This window comes from Megasphaera coli (assembly GCF_900095855.1).
GTDB classification, from domain to species: Bacteria; Bacillota; Negativicutes; order Veillonellales; family Megasphaeraceae; genus Megasphaera; species Megasphaera massiliensis_A.
Genome location: NZ_FMIY01000002.1, coordinates 314,709 through 333,298, shown reverse-complemented (window position 1 = coordinate 333,298; position 18,590 = coordinate 314,709). Strand labels below are relative to the sequence as shown.

The 18,590-nt window shown below is 52.5% G+C and carries 19 protein-coding genes; all 19 read right to left on the bottom strand.

From position 1 onward, the window contains the following. Positions 1 to 24: 24 nt before the first annotated feature. Positions 25 to 291, bottom strand: coding sequence for a 30S ribosomal protein S15 (gene rpsO, locus BQ2674_RS01995; RefSeq protein ID WP_075572200.1), 267 nt, complete (start codon positions 289 to 291; stop codon positions 25 to 27). A 313-nt stretch (positions 292 to 604) separates the two neighbouring features. Then, complete coding sequence (locus BQ2674_RS01990; protein WP_075572199.1) at positions 605 to 973, bottom strand: cupin domain-containing protein; 369 nt, start codon at positions 971 to 973, stop codon at positions 605 to 607. A 297-nt stretch (positions 974 to 1,270) separates the two neighbouring features. Continuing rightward, entirely contained in the window at positions 1,271 to 1,540 is a 270-nt protein-coding gene (locus tag BQ2674_RS01985; RefSeq protein ID WP_075572198.1) for a hypothetical protein, read from the bottom strand. A 169-nt stretch (positions 1,541 to 1,709) separates the two neighbouring features. Further along, positions 1,710 to 4,136 (bottom strand): phenylalanine--tRNA ligase subunit beta, encoded by a 2,427-nt coding sequence (gene pheT / locus BQ2674_RS01980; protein WP_075572197.1) that lies wholly within the window; start codon positions 4,134 to 4,136, stop codon positions 1,710 to 1,712. A gap of 12 nt (positions 4,137 to 4,148) precedes the next feature. Next, positions 4,149 to 5,174, bottom strand: coding sequence for a phenylalanine--tRNA ligase subunit alpha (pheS, locus tag BQ2674_RS01975; protein WP_075572196.1), 1,026 nt, complete (start codon positions 5,172 to 5,174; stop codon positions 4,149 to 4,151). Between the two features lie 251 nt (positions 5,175 to 5,425). Continuing rightward, a complete protein-coding gene (locus BQ2674_RS01970; protein WP_075572195.1) occupies positions 5,426 to 6,565 on the bottom strand; it encodes an acyl-CoA dehydrogenase family protein in 1,140 nt (379 codons plus the stop codon). A 32-nt stretch (positions 6,566 to 6,597) separates the two neighbouring features. Further along, positions 6,598 to 7,038 (bottom strand): PaaI family thioesterase, encoded by a 441-nt coding sequence (locus BQ2674_RS01965; protein WP_083222286.1) that lies wholly within the window; start codon positions 7,036 to 7,038, stop codon positions 6,598 to 6,600. Then, positions 7,038 to 7,460: a PaaI family thioesterase gene (locus tag BQ2674_RS01960; RefSeq protein WP_075572193.1), complete on the bottom strand. Its 423-nt coding sequence runs from the start codon at positions 7,458 to 7,460 to the stop codon at positions 7,038 to 7,040. The genes BQ2674_RS01965 and BQ2674_RS01960 overlap by 1 nt, the downstream gene beginning before the upstream one ends. 487 nt (positions 7,461 to 7,947) lie before the next feature. Beyond that, positions 7,948 to 8,538 (bottom strand): outer membrane beta-barrel protein, encoded by a 591-nt coding sequence (locus BQ2674_RS01955; RefSeq protein ID WP_075572192.1) that lies wholly within the window; start codon positions 8,536 to 8,538, stop codon positions 7,948 to 7,950. 85 nt (positions 8,539 to 8,623) lie between these two features. After that, positions 8,624 to 9,661, bottom strand: a complete 1,038-nt coding sequence (locus BQ2674_RS01950) for a glycosyltransferase family 9 protein (protein ID WP_187364825.1) — start codon at positions 9,659 to 9,661, stop codon at positions 8,624 to 8,626. Then, positions 9,657 to 10,691 carry a glycosyltransferase family 9 protein gene (locus BQ2674_RS01945; protein WP_075572190.1) on the bottom strand — a complete coding sequence of 345 codons (1,035 nt, stop codon included), beginning with the start codon at positions 10,689 to 10,691 and terminating at the stop codon, positions 9,657 to 9,659. The genes BQ2674_RS01950 and BQ2674_RS01945 overlap by 5 nt, the downstream gene beginning before the upstream one ends. After that, positions 10,678 to 11,199 carry a D-glycero-alpha-D-manno-heptose-1,7-bisphosphate 7-phosphatase gene (locus tag BQ2674_RS01940; RefSeq protein WP_075572189.1) on the bottom strand — a complete coding sequence of 174 codons (522 nt, stop codon included), beginning with the start codon at positions 11,197 to 11,199 and terminating at the stop codon, positions 10,678 to 10,680. The genes BQ2674_RS01945 and BQ2674_RS01940 overlap by 14 nt, the downstream gene beginning before the upstream one ends. After that, the gene (gene rfaD / locus BQ2674_RS01935; protein ID WP_075572188.1) at positions 11,196 to 12,161 is read right to left on the bottom strand and encodes an ADP-glyceromanno-heptose 6-epimerase; all 966 of its coding nucleotides are present in this window, start codon (positions 12,159 to 12,161) and stop codon (positions 11,196 to 11,198) included. The genes BQ2674_RS01940 and rfaD overlap by 4 nt, the downstream gene beginning before the upstream one ends. Beyond that, positions 12,158 to 13,645, bottom strand: a complete 1,488-nt coding sequence (gene rfaE1, locus BQ2674_RS01930) for a D-glycero-beta-D-manno-heptose-7-phosphate kinase (RefSeq protein ID WP_075572187.1) — start codon at positions 13,643 to 13,645, stop codon at positions 12,158 to 12,160. The genes rfaD and rfaE1 overlap by 4 nt, the downstream gene beginning before the upstream one ends. Before the next feature lie 19 nt (positions 13,646 to 13,664). Then, on the bottom strand, positions 13,665 to 14,129 hold the full coding sequence (nrdR, locus tag BQ2674_RS01925; protein ID WP_075572186.1) for a transcriptional regulator NrdR: 465 nt from the start codon (positions 14,127 to 14,129) through the stop codon (positions 13,665 to 13,667). Positions 14,130 to 14,202: 73 nt separating this feature from the next. Next, positions 14,203 to 15,225 carry a cell division protein FtsZ gene (gene ftsZ, locus BQ2674_RS01920; protein ID WP_075572185.1) on the bottom strand — a complete coding sequence of 341 codons (1,023 nt, stop codon included), beginning with the start codon at positions 15,223 to 15,225 and terminating at the stop codon, positions 14,203 to 14,205. 103 nt (positions 15,226 to 15,328) lie between these two features. After that, positions 15,329 to 16,234 (bottom strand): cell division protein FtsQ/DivIB, encoded by a 906-nt coding sequence (locus tag BQ2674_RS01915; RefSeq protein WP_075572184.1) that lies wholly within the window; start codon positions 16,232 to 16,234, stop codon positions 15,329 to 15,331. A gap of 26 nt (positions 16,235 to 16,260) precedes the next feature. Beyond that, the gene (locus tag BQ2674_RS01910) at positions 16,261 to 17,199 is read right to left on the bottom strand and encodes a D-alanine--D-alanine ligase (protein WP_075572183.1); all 939 of its coding nucleotides are present in this window, start codon (positions 17,197 to 17,199) and stop codon (positions 16,261 to 16,263) included. Next, on the bottom strand, positions 17,180 to 18,583 hold the full coding sequence (murC, locus tag BQ2674_RS01905; protein ID WP_075572182.1) for a UDP-N-acetylmuramate--L-alanine ligase: 1,404 nt from the start codon (positions 18,581 to 18,583) through the stop codon (positions 17,180 to 17,182). Before murC ends, BQ2674_RS01910 begins: the two co-directional genes overlap by 20 nt. Positions 18,584 to 18,590 lie beyond the last annotated feature (7 nt).

The window sequence follows — 18,590 nt, the reverse complement described above, 5'->3', positions numbered from 1 at the left end:
TATACATCAGCCTCATTTCGTGAATTATTTACGCAAATTGAGTTTTTCGAGAATAGCACGGTAACGTCCCAAATCATGTTTTTGCAAATATGCGAGTAAGTTACGGCGCTGACCGACCAATTTCAACAAGCCGCGACGGGACGCATGGTCCTTTTTGTGGCTGCGAAGATGTTCCGTCAAATAAATAATACGGCTCGTAAGGAGCGCGATCTGCACTTCCGGAGAGCCCGTATCCTGTTCGTTGGCACCAAATTTGGCAACGAGAGCCTTCTTTTCTTCTACACTTAACATTATTCATTTCCTCCTGTGAAAACCGAAAAATTCACTAAGTACTGCGTGCCCGTCGGAGTATTCGACGCACCCGGTACTCGTGTGACACTGCTCATTATACACTACCCATAAGGCCATGTAAAGGTAAATCCGCTTTCATGGCGTCCAAGTAGGACCACCATGCAAAACAGCCTAACGCCGTAGCGCCAGGCCGCCTTCACAAACATATTATGTTAGAGACGATCCTGACGTCAGGAAACGCTTGCTATCTCTGTTTGTATTATATACGATTTTACAAGTTTTGCAAAATCCGAGTTTGCATCCGACGGGCCGCTTATTTCAAGGCAACGTAGTCCGACGGCACGGGAGCCAATATGCCGACAAATATAAAATCCTCCGTCCCCGTATTGCGCATGCCGTGACAGATACCTTTGGGAGACACGACAATGTCTCCTTTTTCAATGGGCCGCTCCTCCCCTTTTTCCGGGTAGAACACACCGTTTCCCTGAATACAAATCCAAACGTCATCCGACATGTTATGTAAATGCGGAACGATTTCCTGTCCCGGCTTCAGTCGCCAAACAACACCGGAAGTAGAATCCGTACCGTACACGGTCGTCCGCGTCGCTACATCACCGGCCTTTGCAAAATCATCAATCCGAAACCGCCGCCCCGAAAACTCACTGCCCGTAACCTTCGACATAATTCATTCCTCCTCTGCTCGCCATGATAGGCTATGTATAAGATAGCAACAGTGGAGGGATGAAGTCAATGGTACCCATATTTTTTATAAATTCAATAATCATTTCTCCTTAAATTAAAAATCACAACCTTGGGATTGACGTCGTTCTTTAAATTCACCTTTTATCATCCATAAAAAAGAGCCCGACATAAACTAGCGTCGGGCAAATTTTTAGTGCTTAAACATATGAATATGATATAGCTAAAAACTAGGTCAAGATAAATTTAATTATGTATTATATTATAATTTTTATAGATCTCATACATAACTCTCTCGAATTGTCCCGAGTTTCATACCGCCATGCGGATCAACAATGCCTCCTCCTAGTACAATTGTAAATTTAATACCAGGACCTAATGCCGTCTCTATTCTTTTCCGCAATACGGTAACTGTCTTAGTGTCCGGCAATCCTCGCCGAAACCCATACTTTGGCACATTATCAATACTGCATACGACAATTTTAATTTGCTCAAGCAAGAAAACTTGGCGTTCAAATTCTTGCGGCGATACTTTTTCATCATTATCCATATAATCACCTCCTTTTGTAGGTATTTAATATATTTATTCATATTTATTAGCACATTAAAATCATACTTATAATTAACGTCTTTTTGTCAACCGCATACAAAAAGAGCAAGTTTCCTTTTGTTCGGAACTTGCTCTTTTTCTCTTACGTGTTTATGTATTTTCTTGTTTCTTACCGCAGTTTGGCGCCCAGTCTTGTTTCCAGCTCGGCCAAGATGTCGGCGATGGGCTTTTGGATATCGTCGTCCGTGAGTGTACCCGTTGCGGAGCGGAAGACGAGGGCGTAGGCAAGGCTCTTGCGGCCTCTCGGGACCTGCTTACCTGCGTAGAGATCGAAAAGGTGTACGCCTTCAAGGTTCGAACCGCCCTTTTCCCTTATAATGTCGAGAATGTCCTTGTTTCTCGCTTCGATGGGCACGATGATGGCCAAGTCGCGAGTGAGGGCCGGGAATTTTCCTACCTTTCGGTAGTTGGGAATGAGGTTGATGAGGGGCATGAGGTTCTTCAAATACATTTCAAAAACGTATACGGGCCCCGTTACGTCATAGTTTTCCACTGCTTCCGGATGGAGTTCGCCGAAGCGGCAGAGGATTTTGCCGTCTTTTACGTATTCCGCCGCCTTGCCGGGATGGAGGGGCGCGTACGCCGACGGACGCAGTTCCGCCGTTATGCCGATAGCTTCCAAAACCGTTTCGACGATGCCCTTCACGTCATAGAAGTCGTATTTCTCCGCCGTATAGGGCCAGCTTGCGCTGTGCCGTTCGCCCCAAAGAAGGCCCGTAATTTCCGTTTCTTCATCGGGAAGTTCCGTTACGGGCAGGGACTTCGGATGATAGGTCGTCGCAATTTCATAGGCCGCAACGGCTTCGTTCTTTACGGCCTGATTGCGTACGAGCACGTCCATGAGAGACGGCAACAGCGTCGTCCGCATGAGGGGAAATTCTTCCGTAATGGGGTTCAAAATAGGCACGGCCCGATAGAGAGAATCGCCCTCCGCAAAACGCAGCTTGCGCAGGGAGCCGGCATTCATAAAGCTGAAGGTCACCGTTTCGTTGAGGCCCGCCTTGTTGAGGATGGCCGAAATATATTCGCGCACCGCATGAGGCAGTCCTTCCTGCCCTTCCGAAACGCCGCACAGGGGGCACGTCGATTCAATGCGTTCATAGCCGTAAATACGGGCCACTTCTTCGGCAATGTCCGGCATTTCCGTGCAGTCTATACGCCATGACGGAACTGTCGCCGTGACGACTTCCCCTTTGACTTCCGTCTTAAAGCCGAGGGTTGCCAAGATGGAGAGCATTTCCTTTTCCGCAATGTCCGTGCCGAGGAAATCGTTTACCTGTTCGGCCGTGAAGTTAATGTACCGTATTTCCTGAGGCCGCACATATTCGTCGATGACGCCGGCAGCGACTTGGCAGGCACCCGTTTTCTGCAGGATCTGTGCCGCCCGGTCGAGGGAGTGGACGCAGCCTTCCGCGTCAAGGCCCCGTTCAAAGCGTGCCGACGCTTCCGAACGCAAACCGAGAGTGCGTCCCGTCTTGCGGATGCTCGAGCCTTTAAAGGACGCGCATTCGAGAACAACCGTCGTCGTCCGCTCCGTCACTTCCGAATCGAGACCGCCCATAACGCCGGCAACGCAGGCCGCCTTTTCGGCATCGGCAATGACGAGCATGTTTTCCGTCAGCTTCCGTTCCACGCCGTCCAGGGTCTTGAGCACTTCGCCTTTCCCGGCACGGCGGGCAACGAGCTTGTGCCCGGCGAGCTTGTCATAATCGTACGCATGGAGGGGAATGCCGAATTCGATCATGACATAATTCGTCACGTCGACTACGTTATTGATGGGACGGACACCGGCTTTGCGCAGGCGCTGCTGCATCCAAAAGGGGGATTTTCCCACCTTCACGTTGAAAAGGAGACGTGCCGCATAGCGGCCGCACAGCTCCGCATCCTCAACGGAAACCTCCAATCTTCCCGCAATGGGCGCGCCGTCTTCTTCTACGCGCACCTTCGGCACGTGTGCTTCCTTTCGGCTGAGGACGGCAAATTCACGGCTGAGGCCGACCATGCTGAAGCAGTCCGCCCGGTTCGGTGTCAGTTCAAATTCATAAACCGTATCGCGCAGTCCCGTCGCTTCGACCGCATCGACGCCGAGGGGCATGTCGTCCGGCAATATCCAAATACCGTCCCGTTCTTCCGGCAAGAGCAGGCTGTCGTCGAGGCCGAGCTCGTGTGCCGAGCAGAGCATGCCTTCCGAAACCTCGCCGCGGAGCTTCGACTTTTTGATCGTCACGCCGCCGGGCAGTTTTGCGCTGTGGACGGCGACGGGGACGATTTGCCCTTCCCGCACGTTTGTCGCGCCCGTCACGACGGTAAGCTCGCGATCGCCCATATTGAGCGTGCAAATGACGAGCTTGTCCGCATTGGGATGAGGCACGATTTTCGTAATCTTGCCGGTCAGGACGTTTTTAATGTCGCCGCCCCAGTATTTCACCTGTTCCACGGGAATGCCCGCAACGGTGAGTACGTCCGCAAATTCCTGAGCCGTGCGGGTTTTATCTATTTCCACATAGTCTTCCATCCATTGTAATGAGCTCTTCATCTTCCGTACCTCCTAGAACTGATTTAAGAAACGCATGTCGTCTTCATAGAAGAGGCGCAGGTCGTCAATGCCGTATTTCAGCATGGCAATTCGTTCGACGCCCATACCGAAGGCGAAGCCGCTGACCTTGTCCGGATCGTAGCCGTTCAGACGAAGCACGTTCGGATGTACCATGCCGCAGCCGAGAATTTCCAGCCAGCCCGTATGCGAGCAGACACGGCAGCCTTCACCGCCGCACATGACGCAGGAAATATCGACTTCCGCGCTCGGTTCCGTGAAGGGGAAGAAGCTGGCCCGGAAGCGCACCTTCGTCCGGGGTCCGAAGATTTCTTTCAGGAAATTTTCCAGAAGTCCTTTCAAATCGGAAAAACGAATGTGCTCATCCACAATGAGCCCTTCCATCTGGTGAAAAACCGGCGAATGCGTGGCATCGTAGTCCCAGCGGTATACTTTGCCGGGAACAATCATCTTGACCGGTTCATTCGGCTCGTGTGCCTGCAAAATGCGCGCCTGCATAGGCGACGTATGCGTGCGGAGGAGGATTTTTTCCGTAATATACATGGAATCCTGCATATCCCGTGCCGGATGATCGTCCGGGAAGTTGAGACATTGGAAGTTATAGTAATCTTCTTCGATTTCCGGCCCTTCCACAAGAGAAAAGCCCATGCGCAGGAAAGCTTGTTCCATGAGGCGCCGCGTCCGGTGGAGCGGATGATCGTGGCCTACGTTCGGCCGTCTGCCCGGCAGCGTGATGTCGATTTTTTCCGCCTCGATTTTAGCGGCCATGGCCTGAGACTTCAGCTCTTCCAGCTTTTCTTTCACGGCCTCCTCAATGACGCCGCGCGCGGCGTTGACCAGTTGTCCTACTTGCGGCCGTTCTTCGGGAGGCAGGTCCTTCAGTTCCTTCATAACGGACGTAAGTTCCCCTTTTTTTCCCAAGTACTTGACGCGTATATCCTGTACGTCCCGGACGACGCCGCTTTGCTGCAGTTGTACCTGTACGGCCGCTTTAATAGCCTCGATTTTATCGTTAATCATGAATTTTCCTCCTTAAAAACGGAAAACCTCCACCCCCAAAAGGGGCGAAGGTCTCGCGGTACCACCCTAATTCATTCTCGTATCTCCTGTAACGGGAAGACCCGCCGCACCTACTGTAAGTTCAGCGCGGAGCTCGAAAGGGAATCACATGACCTGTCGCGGGACATTCTCAATCGGCGCTGCCCTTTCCTGTACACGACATGTCGTCATATGCTGTCTTTCTCATTGCTGCTTTATGATCGTTTATTATATCAATAGAGCGTCTTATTGGCAATAACGAGGCGCTGAATTTGGTTCGTGCCTTCGTAAATCTGCATGATTTTCGCATCACGCATGTATTTTTCTACGGGGTACTCTTTAATGTAGCCGTAACCGCCCATAACCTGCACGGCGTCGGTCGTGACCTGCATGGCCACGTCGGATGCGTTGCACTTGGCAATGGCCGCTTCACGGCTGAATTCCATGCCCTGATCCTTCATCCAGCACGCACGCTGTACGAGAAGGCGCGCTCCTTCAATCTTCATGGCCATATCGGCAATCATGGCCTGTACCATTTGGAAGGAAGCGATGGGCTTGTCGAACTGGACGCGTACCTTCGCATATTCCGTGCAGGCGCGAAAGGCCGCTTCGGCAATGCCGACGGATACGGAGCCGACGAAAGGACGAGCCGCGTCGAGCGTGTTCATGGCGATGCGGAAGCCCTGGCCTTCCCGGCCGAGGCGGTTTTCCATAGGCACGTAGCAGTCCTGAAAGATGAGTTCCGTCGTATTGGACGCGCGAATGCCCATCTTATTTTCCGCCTTGCCGACCGTAAAGCCCGGCGTACCCTTGCGCACGATAAAAGCCGTCAGGCCGCGTACGCCGCCGCCCTTGCGCGTGTTCGCAAAGACGACGAACACTTCCGCCAACGCGCCGTTCGTAATAAAGCACTTCGTGCCGTTTAAGATATAGCCCTTGCCGTCATCGGTCTTGCGAGCCTGTGTGGAAACGGAGCCCGCGTCGGAACCCGTGCCCGGTTCGGTCAGGGCGAAGGCGGCCAGGTTATCTTTATTTATAATATCAAAGTAGCGTTTTTTCTGGTCGTCGTTGCCGGCAATAATAACAGGGTACGACGCAAGCGCATTAGCCGCAACCGTCGTCGCCACGCCGGCACACCCCTTGCCCAGCTCTTCATATAAAGCGGCAATGGTCACGGCGTCTAGGCCGGCACCGCCGAATTCTTCGGGAATAGCAACACCGAGCAGCCCCTGAGCGGCCAACTTGTCCAAAAGACCTTCGCGAAGCGTCTCCGTTTCATCCATTTCCAAGGCGTAGGGCTTGATCTCCTTTTCCACCAAATCCCGTACGACTCTGATAATCTCTCGTTGTTCCTCGTTATACGCAAAATCCATGTCGCTGCCCAACCTTCCGTTTCTAAAGACTCTTATTCATTCGGTTTTCGTAAAACATAGAAGGATGCCCGTCCTTTGACGACAACCTCTCCGTCTTCACCGGTAATGACGGCCTCCGTCACTACGGTCTCATTACCTGCACGAACGGCGCTTCCCGTGCCGCGCAGCCGTTCTCCCGCCCGAGCGGGGCGCACATAATTCATATTAATTTCCAATGTCGTAACACCGTAACCCAAGGTGCGGCAGGAATATCCCATCAGGGTATCACAAAAGGCGGTTAAAATACCGGGTGATACGATGCCGTCACCGTCACAAAAGTACGGTTCCATACGAAACGCCGCACTTATCCGGCCGGCGTCCGCATCTGTGATTTCGTAGGGGATGTGCCGAAAATAGGGCGTCATTTCGTATATTTCCCTGCATGCCTTTAGAAGAGCGGCTTTTTCGGGCGGCGTCAACTGCTTCCGTTCCATCAGTCCGCCTCTCCTTCACCTGTCGGCTTTACGAGAAAAGTGCCCTTGCCGTGAGCCAGATATTTTCCCTTATCGTCGTAAAAGTCGCAGAGCGCGAGCATGGTTGTGCGTCCGTCGTGAATTACCTCGGCCTCCACCGTAATGCACATGTCGGCAAAGCCCGGGCGAAGGTGGTTAACCGCCATATCCGACAAGTGTACCCGTTTCCCCTTCATGAGGCAGGCTTTTTTCATAGCCGATGCGGCCATGGTATAAAAAATACCGCCGCACGTGGTTCCGTTCGGATTGTCCCAACCGTGGCTTTCATTAAAAAAGCGCAGCCGCACCTTTTTTTCGTCAGCTTCGTGAACGGCAAATCCGATATACCTGTCCAAGGGACTTTGCTGCAAATCCGCTTCCGCTCCGCATATTTCTTCGACCATATGAAACCTCTTGCGCCTTCCCGGCAATTTATTATAAAGACGTTACTATTTTACTATACCGGCAACTGTTCGTCAAACAAAAAACGGCTTACTGTCGCGGTTGCGCAAAAAAGAACTGCCGAAGCAGTTCTTTTCTGATTACACGTCTGACCTGGTTTTTACCCCCACACCCGCCTGCCGGAAGGTTCGCTCATAGACAATTGTCCCCCACTACTGCTTCTCTCGCTTTTCGCGGCAGGTCTTACCTCTAGGCCGCACTATGATCGGAACCGTATCAGGTTCCTTACGTGGATCGCTTCGCCTGCGACTGGCATCGACTTTCAACCACAGCACGTGTTTATTTATTATATCACATTGTTTTATTAAAAATAACGGCTCTTTTCTGTCGAAACAATACCGATTCAAAACTTACGCCCCGATGTTTCCCGCTATACAAAAAGAGAGCCTCACAGCTCTCTTTTCCGTCCTGCCGTTCTTTTGCTCCGTCTTAGAATTTGTACCCTACGCCGACCTGCCAGCCTTTGACATCATCGTCATAATTGTTGACGTCCACATCGTCGCGGCGGTATTTGATATGCGCATCAAGGTTATCGGTGAAGTTGTAGCCCACGCCGATTTCATAGGTGTTGACGTCATCGCCGATACCGACGGAGCCGAAGCCCGTCACTTTATTGGCAATGGGAACCTGTCCTTCCAAGCCGACCTGGCCGCCATAGTAATGATCCCGGTAACCGTTCTTCACATCGACGCGAGTTGCGCCGCCGAAAGCGGAGATATACGGGTTAATATGATAAATGGCTCTCACGGCATGCTCATTTACTTTAGCGCTGCCGCCGTCGATTTTTGTGTTGTTGTTGTCATATTGAATATCTACTTTGTCGTTGAGCGCATACGTTATATCACCGCCGGAAAATTGGCTCTTTGCGTCATGATGTCCCATCTTCTGATTGAAGCCGTAGTTGAGATCGACCTTCAAGTCGCCTTCCTGACGATTCTGAACAGGTGTTCCTGCCGCATACACCATAGCACCGGCCGAAACAAGCGCAGCCATCAGTGCTGCCGTAATTATCTTCTTCATAATTCTGCACCTCCGAAAGAAATTCCTCTGCCATACTATACAGTGGTGGCGCCTTTATTATACGGTATTCTTCCAAAAACTTCAATTACCGATATTGACACAACATTGTTTCAGCGGCCTCAATAACGTGTTGCGTTGTAATGACGGATATGCCCCTGTACCTGCCTTCGCGAATGATTTTTTTCATGCTCTTGCCCGTCACATATTCATCCGTCGATTCGAGGACGATTGCTTTTTTCGTATAAGGGCCGTAAAATTTCGGATTGCTCGGCCCGTAAAGGGCAACAAGAGGTACGTCCTGACTGACGGCGACGTGCATGGGGCCGCTGTCGTTCGTAATAAAAAGCCTGCAACGTCTGACGGCGGCAGCCAGTTCGCCGACGGAAAACTTTCCCGTTGCCACCACGGCCTGTGACTCCATGAGAGAAACGGCATCATATACCATCTCCTTATCCGTAGGGCCGCCGAAGAAGACGCACTTATATCCCTGCAGGGCGAAATAATCGGCAACAGCGGCAAACCGCTTGGGCGGCCACCGCTTTTGCGGCACGGCACTGCCGATATTGAAGCCGATGAGCTTATCCTCTTCCGACACGCCTGCAGCCGTATAGAAGGATGCCGCCTTTTTGTCCCATTCGGGCGAAGTGAAAAACTGCAGCCCCTCGTTGCGCAAATCCTCGAGGCCGAGGCGCTTCAACACGTCCATATACATGTCCGCCGCATGAAGGTGTGCCCGGTCCAGACGAACGTACTTGTCCATAAAGGGCCGAAACAGGAAATGGCTCATACCCACAAATTCGCGGGCACCGACGACGGTTGCCAAAAAGGACGTCCGTTCGTTAGGATGGAGATTGATGAGGACATCACAGCCCTCTTTATGCAAGCTTCTGCCGATACGCCAAAGAGCGCCGACGGAATTGTCGGTCCCCTTTTTGTCAATTTCTATGAGTCTGTCTATGTTCGGATTATAGCGTACCGCATCGGCAACCTTTTTATCGACGGCCAGCGTAATCTCCGAGCCGTATGCATAGCGCCGCAGGACCTGCAAAAAAGGAGTAATCAAAATAAGGTCGCCCAAGTGCATCAAAAAAGTGACCATAATCCGTTTATTTCGTAAGTTAATCACGGTCTTTCTTCTCCATAAGAGACGTATATACGTTCCACACCGAGTCTACCGTCAATCGGGCCATACAGTCCGGATCGTCGAGAAGAGGCGTGTCGACGGTCGCCTTCGATGCGGGCGAAATGAGAATATGAATATAAGAAGCGTCTTTACCGCCGTACGGACCGGTCCTGTCCGGGCTGGACGGGCCATAGAGGGCGATAAGCTCTTTTTTCAGGGCATTGGCCAAATGCAGCGGCCCCGTATCGACACTGATGAAAAGACTCGCATCGGCAATGACCGCCGTCAGCTCTTTCAGCGTCGTCTGCCCCGTAAGATCGACAACCCTGTCCGGCGACGGAAGCGACGCAATAGCCGCACCCTTGGGTACATCATCGGTGCTGCCCAGAATGACCGCGTACACGCCCGTGTTCGTAATGCGGCACACCAAGTCCCGCCAATATGCAAGAGGCCATTCCTTGACGGCACCGCGCGTACCGGGTACAACGGCCACATACGGTTTGCCGCCCGTCTTTTCTTTCAAGCGCTTGCTCATACGCAGCCGTTCGTCTTCAACAGATGCCAGGGGAAATTCAAGCGCCTCCGCCTTGCCGCCCAAGCAGCGCACGACATCAAGATAACGTTCGATGACATGGTCTTTTTTATGCGCTCCCGCAAGGCCCTTGCTGACGAGAAAGCTGCCTTCCCGCATTTCCCAATAGCCCACCTTGCGCTTTGCGCCGCCTGCAAAGGCGACGATCGCACTCTTGGCCAGTCCCTGCAAGTCGACGGACAAGTCGAAATGATAGGGCTTAAAGCGTCGGCGCAGTTCACAAATATACGTCGGACTTTTCAAACGCTTTTTATCGATATACACGACTTCATCAATATAAGGCTTGCCCGGCAAGAGGGCGGCAAACTTTTCATGCACCGCCCAGACAATACGGGCGTAAGGCAGGTTTTGCCGCAGCGCGCAGAGCGTCGGCAAAGCATGGAGCACGTCGCCGAGAGAGCTCATCTTGATGATCAGTATACTTTTATAAGCCTCCACGCCGCCTTCTCTCCTCTATAATACGGTTGACAAAAACCTGCAGCGAACCGCCTGTAAATAAATAACCGTCTATGCCGGCCCGTTCGGCGGCTTCCATATCGCGCGGACTGTCGCCGATTAAAAAAGATTCCCGTTTATCAATGTCATAATCGGCCATGGCCTGCAAGATCATTCCCGGCCCGGGCTTGCGCCACGAGCTCTTCCTGTCATAGGCCGCTACGGGCGCCCCTTCCAAGTAGGGACAGTAATAGACGGCCTTTATGTCGCCGCCGGCGCGTCGCGCTTCGGCCGTCATCCAGGCGTGCAGACTGCGCACGTCCGCTTCCGTATAATAGCCGCGGGCGACACCGCTCTGGTTGGTGACGACAAAAAGGGCGTATCCCGCCTGCGTCAGGTCGGCAAGAGCCTCTTTGGCACCGTCCGTCCAGACAAACTCTTCCCGTTCGAACACATAGCCCCTGTCTTCGTTAAGCACGCCGTCACGGTCGAAAAAGACGGCCTTCATCAGGCGTAATACCCGCCGTTTTTTGCAAGAATTCCGCAGTATTCCTTAACGGCTTCTTCAAGAGGCGTAAACCCTTTATCGTAGCCTGCAGCCATGAGTTTCGTCGTGTCCGCCGTCGTATAACTCTGATACTTGCCTTTAAGGATTTCCGGGAAGGGCACGTACTCGACGCTCCCCTTGCCGCAGTAACCGATAATGCCGCTTACAAATTCATTAAACGTGTGGCCCTTGCCGGTACCGCAGTTGTAAATCCCCGACAATTCGGGATGTTCCCAGAAGTAGAAGAGCACGTTCACCACGTCGTTGACGTAAATGAAGTCGCGGATCTGCCCGCCGTTTTCATATCCCGCCGTGCCCTCGAAGAGAGTGATCTTTCCCTTTTCCCGCAGTTCACGGTATTTTTGGAAAATGAGGGATGCCATGCGGTCCTTGTGATTTTCCTGCGGGCCGAAGACATTGAAATAACGAAAACCCGCCACCTGTCCCTGCGAAAAAGGGAGCATGCGGCGTACATAGCGGTCGAATTGGAGCTTTGAGTACGCATAAGGATTGAGCGCTTCTTCGCATGCAGGTTCTTCACGGAACCCGTTTTTGCCGCTGCCGTAGGTCGAAGCGGACGAAGCGTATAAGAAAGGAATCTTTCGTTCCATACAATAATGAAGGATATTCTTGCTTCCTTCATAATTGTTTTTCATCATATAACGGCCGTCGTAATTCATCGTGTCGGAGCAGGCGCCTTCGTGGAAGATCACGTCAATGGTCCCGTAATCAAAGGAACCGTCCGCCATTTCGCCGGCAAAATCTTCGTAGTCGATGTAATCGAAAAAATCGAGGCCCTGCAGGTTGCGGCATTTGCGGCCGTCCGTCAAATCATCAATGACGATAATATCGTCAATGCCGCGTTCATTTAATTTTTTAACAATATTACTGCCGATAAAGCCGGCACCGCCTGTTACAATTTTCATAATTTTCCCGCCTTTGTTAAATGGGCAATTTTATTTATAAGCCCCGTCGTCGAGTAACCTTCTTCAAAACGAATGATTTCCACACGCTCCGCGAACTCCCGGCCGATGACGTCTTCCGCCTTGTAGTCACCGCCCTTGACGAGAATATCCGGACGGAGTTTTTCGAGCAGCTCTTCAGGCGTATCTTCGTCAAAGATGACCACGTCATCGACGCAAGCCAAAGCGCTGAGCAGAAGAGCTCTGTCTTCCTGCGCGACAATGGGACGTGTCTCCCCTTTCAGGCGCCGACAGGACGCATCGGAATTGAGGCCGATAATGAGGCGGCGTCCCAACGCGGCAGCCTGCTGTAAATAGAGAACATGTCCACGGTGCAGAATATCAAAGCAGCCGTTCGTAAAAACGACAGTCTCGCCCTTCTCCTGCCAGGCACGCACCTTTTCGGTCATAGCTGCTGCAGTCAAAGGCTGATAGGGACCTTTATGAGCCGGCTGCCATGTCGACCAAAGCCGCTGCAGCTCGCTTCGATGGACGGGGTACGTGCCCACCTTGGCGACGACAATACTCGCCGCGGCGTTGGCCATGTTGAGGGCCGCCCGGATGGAAAGCTTGCCGCCGACAGCCGCTATAAAAGCCGCCGCTACCGTATCGCCCGCGCCGGACACGTCAAAGACTTCCTGCGCCGCCGCCGGATTGTTCCACACCTTGCCGTCTCTGCTGACCAAAGTAATGCCCATTTCGGAGCGCGTAACCATGAGGTTTGCAAAATCGTATGTCTCATGCAGAGCCATGGCCGCCTTGACGACGGCTTCACCCTCGTTGGGAACTTCATAGCCCGCACCCTGCGACAATTCTTTCATATTAGGCGTCACAAAATCGGCACCGTTATACTTGGACCAATCGTTTCCCTTCGGATCGACGAGAACGGGAACGGACGCCTTTCGGGCCGCCTTGATGACGAGTTCCGCCACTTCGGCCGCAAAGACGCCCTTGTTGTAATCGGAAAGGACGATGCCGTCCAGGCCGGCAACAATTTTCCCGTCCAGCCAGGCGGCCAAACGTGCCCGCTCCGCCTCCGTAAAGGGCGTAATCTCTTCAAAGTCGAGACGTACCATTTGTTGGCGCGCGCCGAGGACGCGCAGTTTCGTCGTCGTCGCATGTCCGGGACGGCTGATGAGTCCGTCACCGGTAATGGCCGCATCCCGGAGAAGGTCTTTAAAGAGCTCTCCGTTGTCGTCTTCCCCTACAAGGCCCGCCAAAAAAACACGGCAATCGAGGTGCGCCAAATTGGCCGCCACATTGGCGGCACCGCCCAGTACGGACTTCACGGTGTCCACTTTATTAATCGGTACGGGCGCCTCCGGAGAAATGCGTTCCACCTTGCCGTATATATACCGATCGACCATGACATCGCCGATAACGGCAATGCGCAGCTGCGGCAGCCGTTCGTTCAGAAAATTATCGATATACCGTTCCGTCGCCGGCACCTCCTTCCCGCGCTAAGACCTACTCACTCTTTTCATTTCCCATTAAATGCTTCAGCTCCGACATAAAGCTGTCCAAGTCGGCAAACTGCCGATAGACGGAAGCGAAGCGAATATAAGCGACCGCATCAATGGTTTTAAGCTCACTCAAAACCATTTCACCGATTTTCACGCTCGGCACCTCCTGGGCCAGCGTATTACGTATGTTCCGTTCCACTTTGAGGACGATGTCGTCGAGCTGTTGCCGCGTGACGCGGCGCTTATTGCAGGCCCGCAGAAGACCGTTTAATATCTTGTTCCTGTCAAAAAGCTGCCGGCTGCCGTCTTTTTTAATGACATAGAGCGGCACTTCCTCCACCATTTCATACGTCGTAAACCGCCGTGCACAGGCCTGGCATTCACGACGGCGCCGAATGGCGCGGCCGTCATCGGTGGCACGCGAATCGGTTACCTTTGTATCTTCATGTTTACAAAAAGGGCAACGCATACTCTCCCCCTCCTTACATATCCGTTTTAAAAAAAGCGGGTCCGCTGCGGATCCGCTTTTTCAGATTTTCTTATTATCTCATCCACGCCGGTATTTCAACGGCACCGGTATCTCTGCTTTCGGATGCGCCTGCGCCCCTGCCGAAGGAAGGCACGGCGGATGCGTCTTTACCGAAGCCTGTCGCTACAACGGTAATGCGAATGGAATCTTTCATGTCCGGGTCAATAACGGAGCCGAAGATGATATTTGCATCGGGAGCTACCGCTTCCGATACCTTTTCTGCAGCCTCATTAATTTCGTACAGGCTGATATCCGGACCGCCCGTTACATTCAGTAGGATGCTTTGAGCGCCGTCAATTCCCGTCTCCAGCAAGGGGCTCTTGATCGCGCTTTCAACAGCTTCTATAGCGCGGTTTTCGCCGCTTGCCACACCGATCCCCATAATCGCTTCGCCCTGATCTTCCATAATCGTGCGTACGTCGGCGAAATCAAGATTAATCAGACCGGTCGTCGTAATAAGATCGGAAATCCCCTGTACGCCTTGCCGGAGAATGTCGTCGGCGACTTTGAAGGCATCATTGAGGGGCGTCTTTTTGTCGATAATCTGCAATAATTTATCGTTTTGAATCGTAATAATCGTATCTACTTTTTCTTTCAAATATGCTGCGCCTTTTTCGGCCTGTTCCTTACGGCGTTTGCCTTCAAAGGCGAAGGGCTTGGTTACGACGGCAACAGTGAGCGCTCCCATTTCCTTGGCACATTCGGCAACGACCGGAGCCGCTCCCGTACCGGTGCCGCCGCCCATGCCGGCCGTTACGAACACCATGTCCGCGCCTTGGAGAGCCTTCATAATATCTTCTTTGCTTTCCAGCGCCGCCTGCTCTCCCTTTTGAGGATTTGCACCGGCACCGAGTCCGCGTGTCAGCTTTTCACCGATTTGAACCTTCTCGTCGGCTTGCGATACTTCCAATACCTGGTTTTCCGTATTCACGGAAATAAATTCAACACCCTGCAGACCGCTTTCTATCATGCGATTAACGGCATTATTCCCGCCGCCGCCAACACCAATTACTTTAATCTTTGCAAACTCGGCCATGTATATGTTCCTCCTTCAAAACTTCCTGCTTACGTGTTCTGACTTTAATACTTTTATATTCTACACTAAAAATACAGGTTTGTCGATAACGGAGCGTTATTCGCTACTTCCCTTTAATGAGCGGCGAATCCGGATCGGCGTCTATATATTGAACGGCCAGCTGATCCGCTTCCACTTCACTCAGGAGTTCTTCCGTCACGGCGGCCCGTTCTTCGGCTCTGTCGCCGGCGCCGAGGTGAATGGAAATGCCGTTTGTCGTGTAAGCGATGATTTCCGACTTGCTGCCTACGTTTATTTCCGCAATTTGCGCTGCCGATTGCGGCGGCAATTCATGCAAATAAGCCAGGGCATTTTTCATGGTCTCGTCATTCAGCGTATCGCCCAACAAAAGAGTGTCCATTTTTTTCCCTGTAATAATGGGCACGACGACGCCCTTTATCTGCGGTTCAACGGAAATAACCGTACCCGTATCGTCTATGTAGGCAAAGCCGTACAGTGTCATGACGACGGCAACGGCCTGCCGTTCTTTGATAAAGATGTGAATCGTCGCCGGAAACTGTCGTTCTATTGTCACTTCGCCGACGCGCAAATCTCGTGTCAGCCGTTCGCGCATGGCCGATGTCGAGAGCTGTACGACGTTGACATAATCCGGTACGCCGGCTACGCGCAGAACGTCTTCATCGGGCATGGTACCGTTGCCGTCAATGACGATGGAACCGAAGGGGACCGGCAAAAACCGCAAAAGCAGCCATATGATGACCATACCCGCAACGGCTCCGATAATTTGCAGCCGCCGCTTACGCCGCCTGAGGGCCCGCTCTTTTTTCAATTGTTTCTTACGGCGCCGCGCAATGCGTTCCTGCGTCTCCGTCCGCACCTCATCAATATCCATATCCGGACTGTAACGGGCGCTTTCCTCTGCAGGCGGCACGAACCGTTCATAAGGGGGATCATAAAAGCCGTCGTCATGAGGCCCCGGCCTGTCGCCGTCGTAATGTCTATGTTCCATCTGTAAATCCTTCAGTGATTTTTTCCTCAGAACTTCCCTGTTGACGCTTCCGCCAAAATACGTTCGCAAAGTTCTTCAAAAGAAATACCCATAGCGCGGGACGCGTCGGGCACGAGGCTTGTTTCGGTCATGCCGGGAACCGTGTTGATTTCAAGCACATACGGTTTTCCCTTACTGTCCGTCATCAGATCGACACGCGCCACGCCTTTGCAGTGAAAGAGGCGAAATGCGGCCGTCGACAAGTCTTGCAATTCTTTTGTCAGTTCCGGCTCAATGTGAGCCGGGCAAATGTGTTCCGACACACCCGGCGTATACTTGGAATAATAGTCGTATTTGCCTGTCTTCGAGATGATTTCAATAACCGGAAAGACGACGTCGTCCATAAGGGCGACTGTAAACTCGCGGCCGGCGAGAAATTGTTCCGCTATAATCGACTTGCCGTAGCGAAAAGCTTCTTCCAGAGCGGGTTTTATCTCTTCCTCCGCCCGCACGATAACCGTACCGATGCTTGACCCCTGCGCCGCCGACTTGATGACGACAGGCAGGGAAAAGTGCTCTTTAATCTGAGCGGCTATGCCGTCGATCCCCTGTTCCGCAAAATAATAGGCGAAGGGGGCCGTCGAAATATCGGCACCGCAAAAGGCTGCTTTACTGACGACCTTATTCATGCCGACGGCACTGGCCATGACGCCCGGTCCCGTATAAGGGATATTCATCATTTCGCACATGCCCTGAAGCACGCCGTCTTCACCGTACTTACCGTGCAGCGCATTAAAGACGATTTCAAAACATCCTGCCTGCAAGGTCTGCGCCAATTGTTCCGGCACAAGCTCTACCAGTTCCGCCTTATACCCCCTGCTCATAAGAGCCGCGGCGATGGCCTTTCCCGTACGGCGCGATACATCCGCTTCTGTCGACGGACCGCCGACGACTACGGCAATTTTTTTATCTTTCATGTGCGTCATCTTGCTCGGACTCCTCTTGGGCCACAAACTCTTCGCCCACCTTATAAATATCGCCGGCGCCCATGGTAATAATGAGATCTCGGGGCTGTGCGTACTTCTTCAAATAGTTCAAAAGCTCCGCCTTGGTTGCGATGTATTCCGCGTCCTGACCTGTAGCGGCTTTCACCTTATCCGTCAGGAAGGTGCCGCCCACACCGTCGATAGGATCTTCACCGGCACTGTATATATCCGTTAAAATCAGTTTATCCGCACTCGTAAAAGCCTTGCTGAATTCGTCCGCCAAAAGCTGCGTACGCGTATAGCGATGCGGCTGAAAGAGGCAGACGACGCGGTGTGTACCCATGCTGCGGGCAGCCGCCAAGGTCGCGTTTATTTCTGTCGGGTGATGCGCATAGTCGTCGACCACCCAAATGCCCCGCACGTGTCCTTTCGTCTGAAAGCGCCGCTTAGCGCCGTGGAAGCGTGAAAGCGATTTGGCAATGTTCTCAAAGTCGATGCCGCAGTAACGGGCCGTCGCCACCGTCGCCAAAGCGTTCAGCACATTATGATTGCCCGGCACGCAAAGCTCGACGGCGCCGAGAAAAGCACCGTGATAATATACGTCGAATATCAGCTTACCTTCGTGGTAGCCGATATTCTTTGCTTTATAATCCGCTTCCGACTTGATGCCGTAGGTTACGTGGAACCGTTCCAGCTCCGGCAGAAGATTGCGTATTTTATCGTTATCCGCACACAGAACGGCGAGACCGTCTTTTTCGTCGAGACGATAAATAAATTCTTTGAAAGCGTTGACGACATTTTCAATCGTGCCAAAGTGATCCATGTGGTCGGCGTCAATATTGGTGACCACCGCAATATGCGGCTTTTCCTTGAGGAAGGAACCGTCACTTTCATCCGCTTCGGCAATGACGTATTCGCCATGACCGAGGACGGAGTTGCTGTGCAGGTAATCCACTTCACCGCCGATAACGATGGTCGGATCCGTGCCGCTTTCCAGGAAAACCTGACCGAGCATGGACGACGTCGTCGTTTTGCCGTGTGCACCTGCAACGGCAATAGCCTTACCCCAACTCATAATGTGGACGAGGGCGTCGGAACGATGGATAACCGGAATATTTTGCCGCCGTGCAGCCGCCAGTTCTTCATTCGTCTCACGAATGGCCGATGAAATGACAACCACTTCGGCTTTTTCCAAATTCTCCGGACTGTGGCCGATACAAATGCGGGCCCCCTTTTCGCGGAGCCGTTCCGTCGCCGGCGAGGACTTGACATCCGAGCCGGAAACGACATAACCTTTATCAATAAATATATTGGCAATGGCGCGCATGCCCACACCGGCAATGCCGATAAAATGAATGCGTTTCACCTTATCCAAGTCAACCATGTTTATC

What these genes read in the sequence shown, in the direction of transcription:
- rpsO (WP_075572200.1), bottom strand. Translation starts at nt 291, where the DNA reads ATGTTAAGTGTAGAAGAAAAGAAGGCTCTCGTTGCCAAATTTGGTGCC.
- BQ2674_RS01990 (WP_075572199.1), bottom strand. Translation starts at nt 973, where the DNA reads ATGTCGAAGGTTACGGGCAGTGAGTTTTCGGGGCGGCGGTTTCGGATT.
- BQ2674_RS01985 (WP_075572198.1), bottom strand. Translation starts at nt 1,540, where the DNA reads ATGGATAATGATGAAAAAGTATCGCCGCAAGAATTTGAACGCCAAGTT.
- pheT (WP_075572197.1), bottom strand. Translation starts at nt 4,136, where the DNA reads ATGAAGAGCTCATTACAATGGATGGAAGACTATGTGGAAATAGATAAA.
- pheS (WP_075572196.1), bottom strand. Translation starts at nt 5,174, where the DNA reads ATGATTAACGATAAAATCGAGGCTATTAAAGCGGCCGTACAGGTACAA.
- BQ2674_RS01970 (WP_075572195.1), bottom strand. Translation starts at nt 6,565, where the DNA reads ATGGATTTTGCGTATAACGAGGAACAACGAGAGATTATCAGAGTCGTA.
- BQ2674_RS01965 (WP_083222286.1), bottom strand. Translation starts at nt 7,038, where the DNA reads ATGGAACGGAAGCAGTTGACGCCGCCCGAAAAAGCCGCTCTTCTAAAG.
- BQ2674_RS01960 (WP_075572193.1), bottom strand. Translation starts at nt 7,460, where the DNA reads ATGGTCGAAGAAATATGCGGAGCGGAAGCGGATTTGCAGCAAAGTCCC.
- BQ2674_RS01955 (WP_075572192.1), bottom strand. Translation starts at nt 8,538, where the DNA reads ATGAAGAAGATAATTACGGCAGCACTGATGGCTGCGCTTGTTTCGGCC.
- rfaD (WP_075572188.1), bottom strand. Translation starts at nt 12,161, where the DNA reads ATGAAAATTGTAACAGGCGGTGCCGGCTTTATCGGCAGTAATATTGTT.
- nrdR (WP_075572186.1), bottom strand. Translation starts at nt 14,129, where the DNA reads ATGCGTTGCCCTTTTTGTAAACATGAAGATACAAAGGTAACCGATTCG.
- ftsZ (WP_075572185.1), bottom strand. Translation starts at nt 15,225, where the DNA reads ATGGCCGAGTTTGCAAAGATTAAAGTAATTGGTGTTGGCGGCGGCGGG.
- BQ2674_RS01915 (WP_075572184.1), bottom strand. Translation starts at nt 16,234, where the DNA reads ATGGAACATAGACATTACGACGGCGACAGGCCGGGGCCTCATGACGAC.
- BQ2674_RS01910 (WP_075572183.1), bottom strand. Translation starts at nt 17,199, where the DNA reads ATGACGCACATGAAAGATAAAAAAATTGCCGTAGTCGTCGGCGGTCCG.
- murC (WP_075572182.1), bottom strand. Translation starts at nt 18,583, where the DNA reads ATGGTTGACTTGGATAAGGTGAAACGCATTCATTTTATCGGCATTGCC.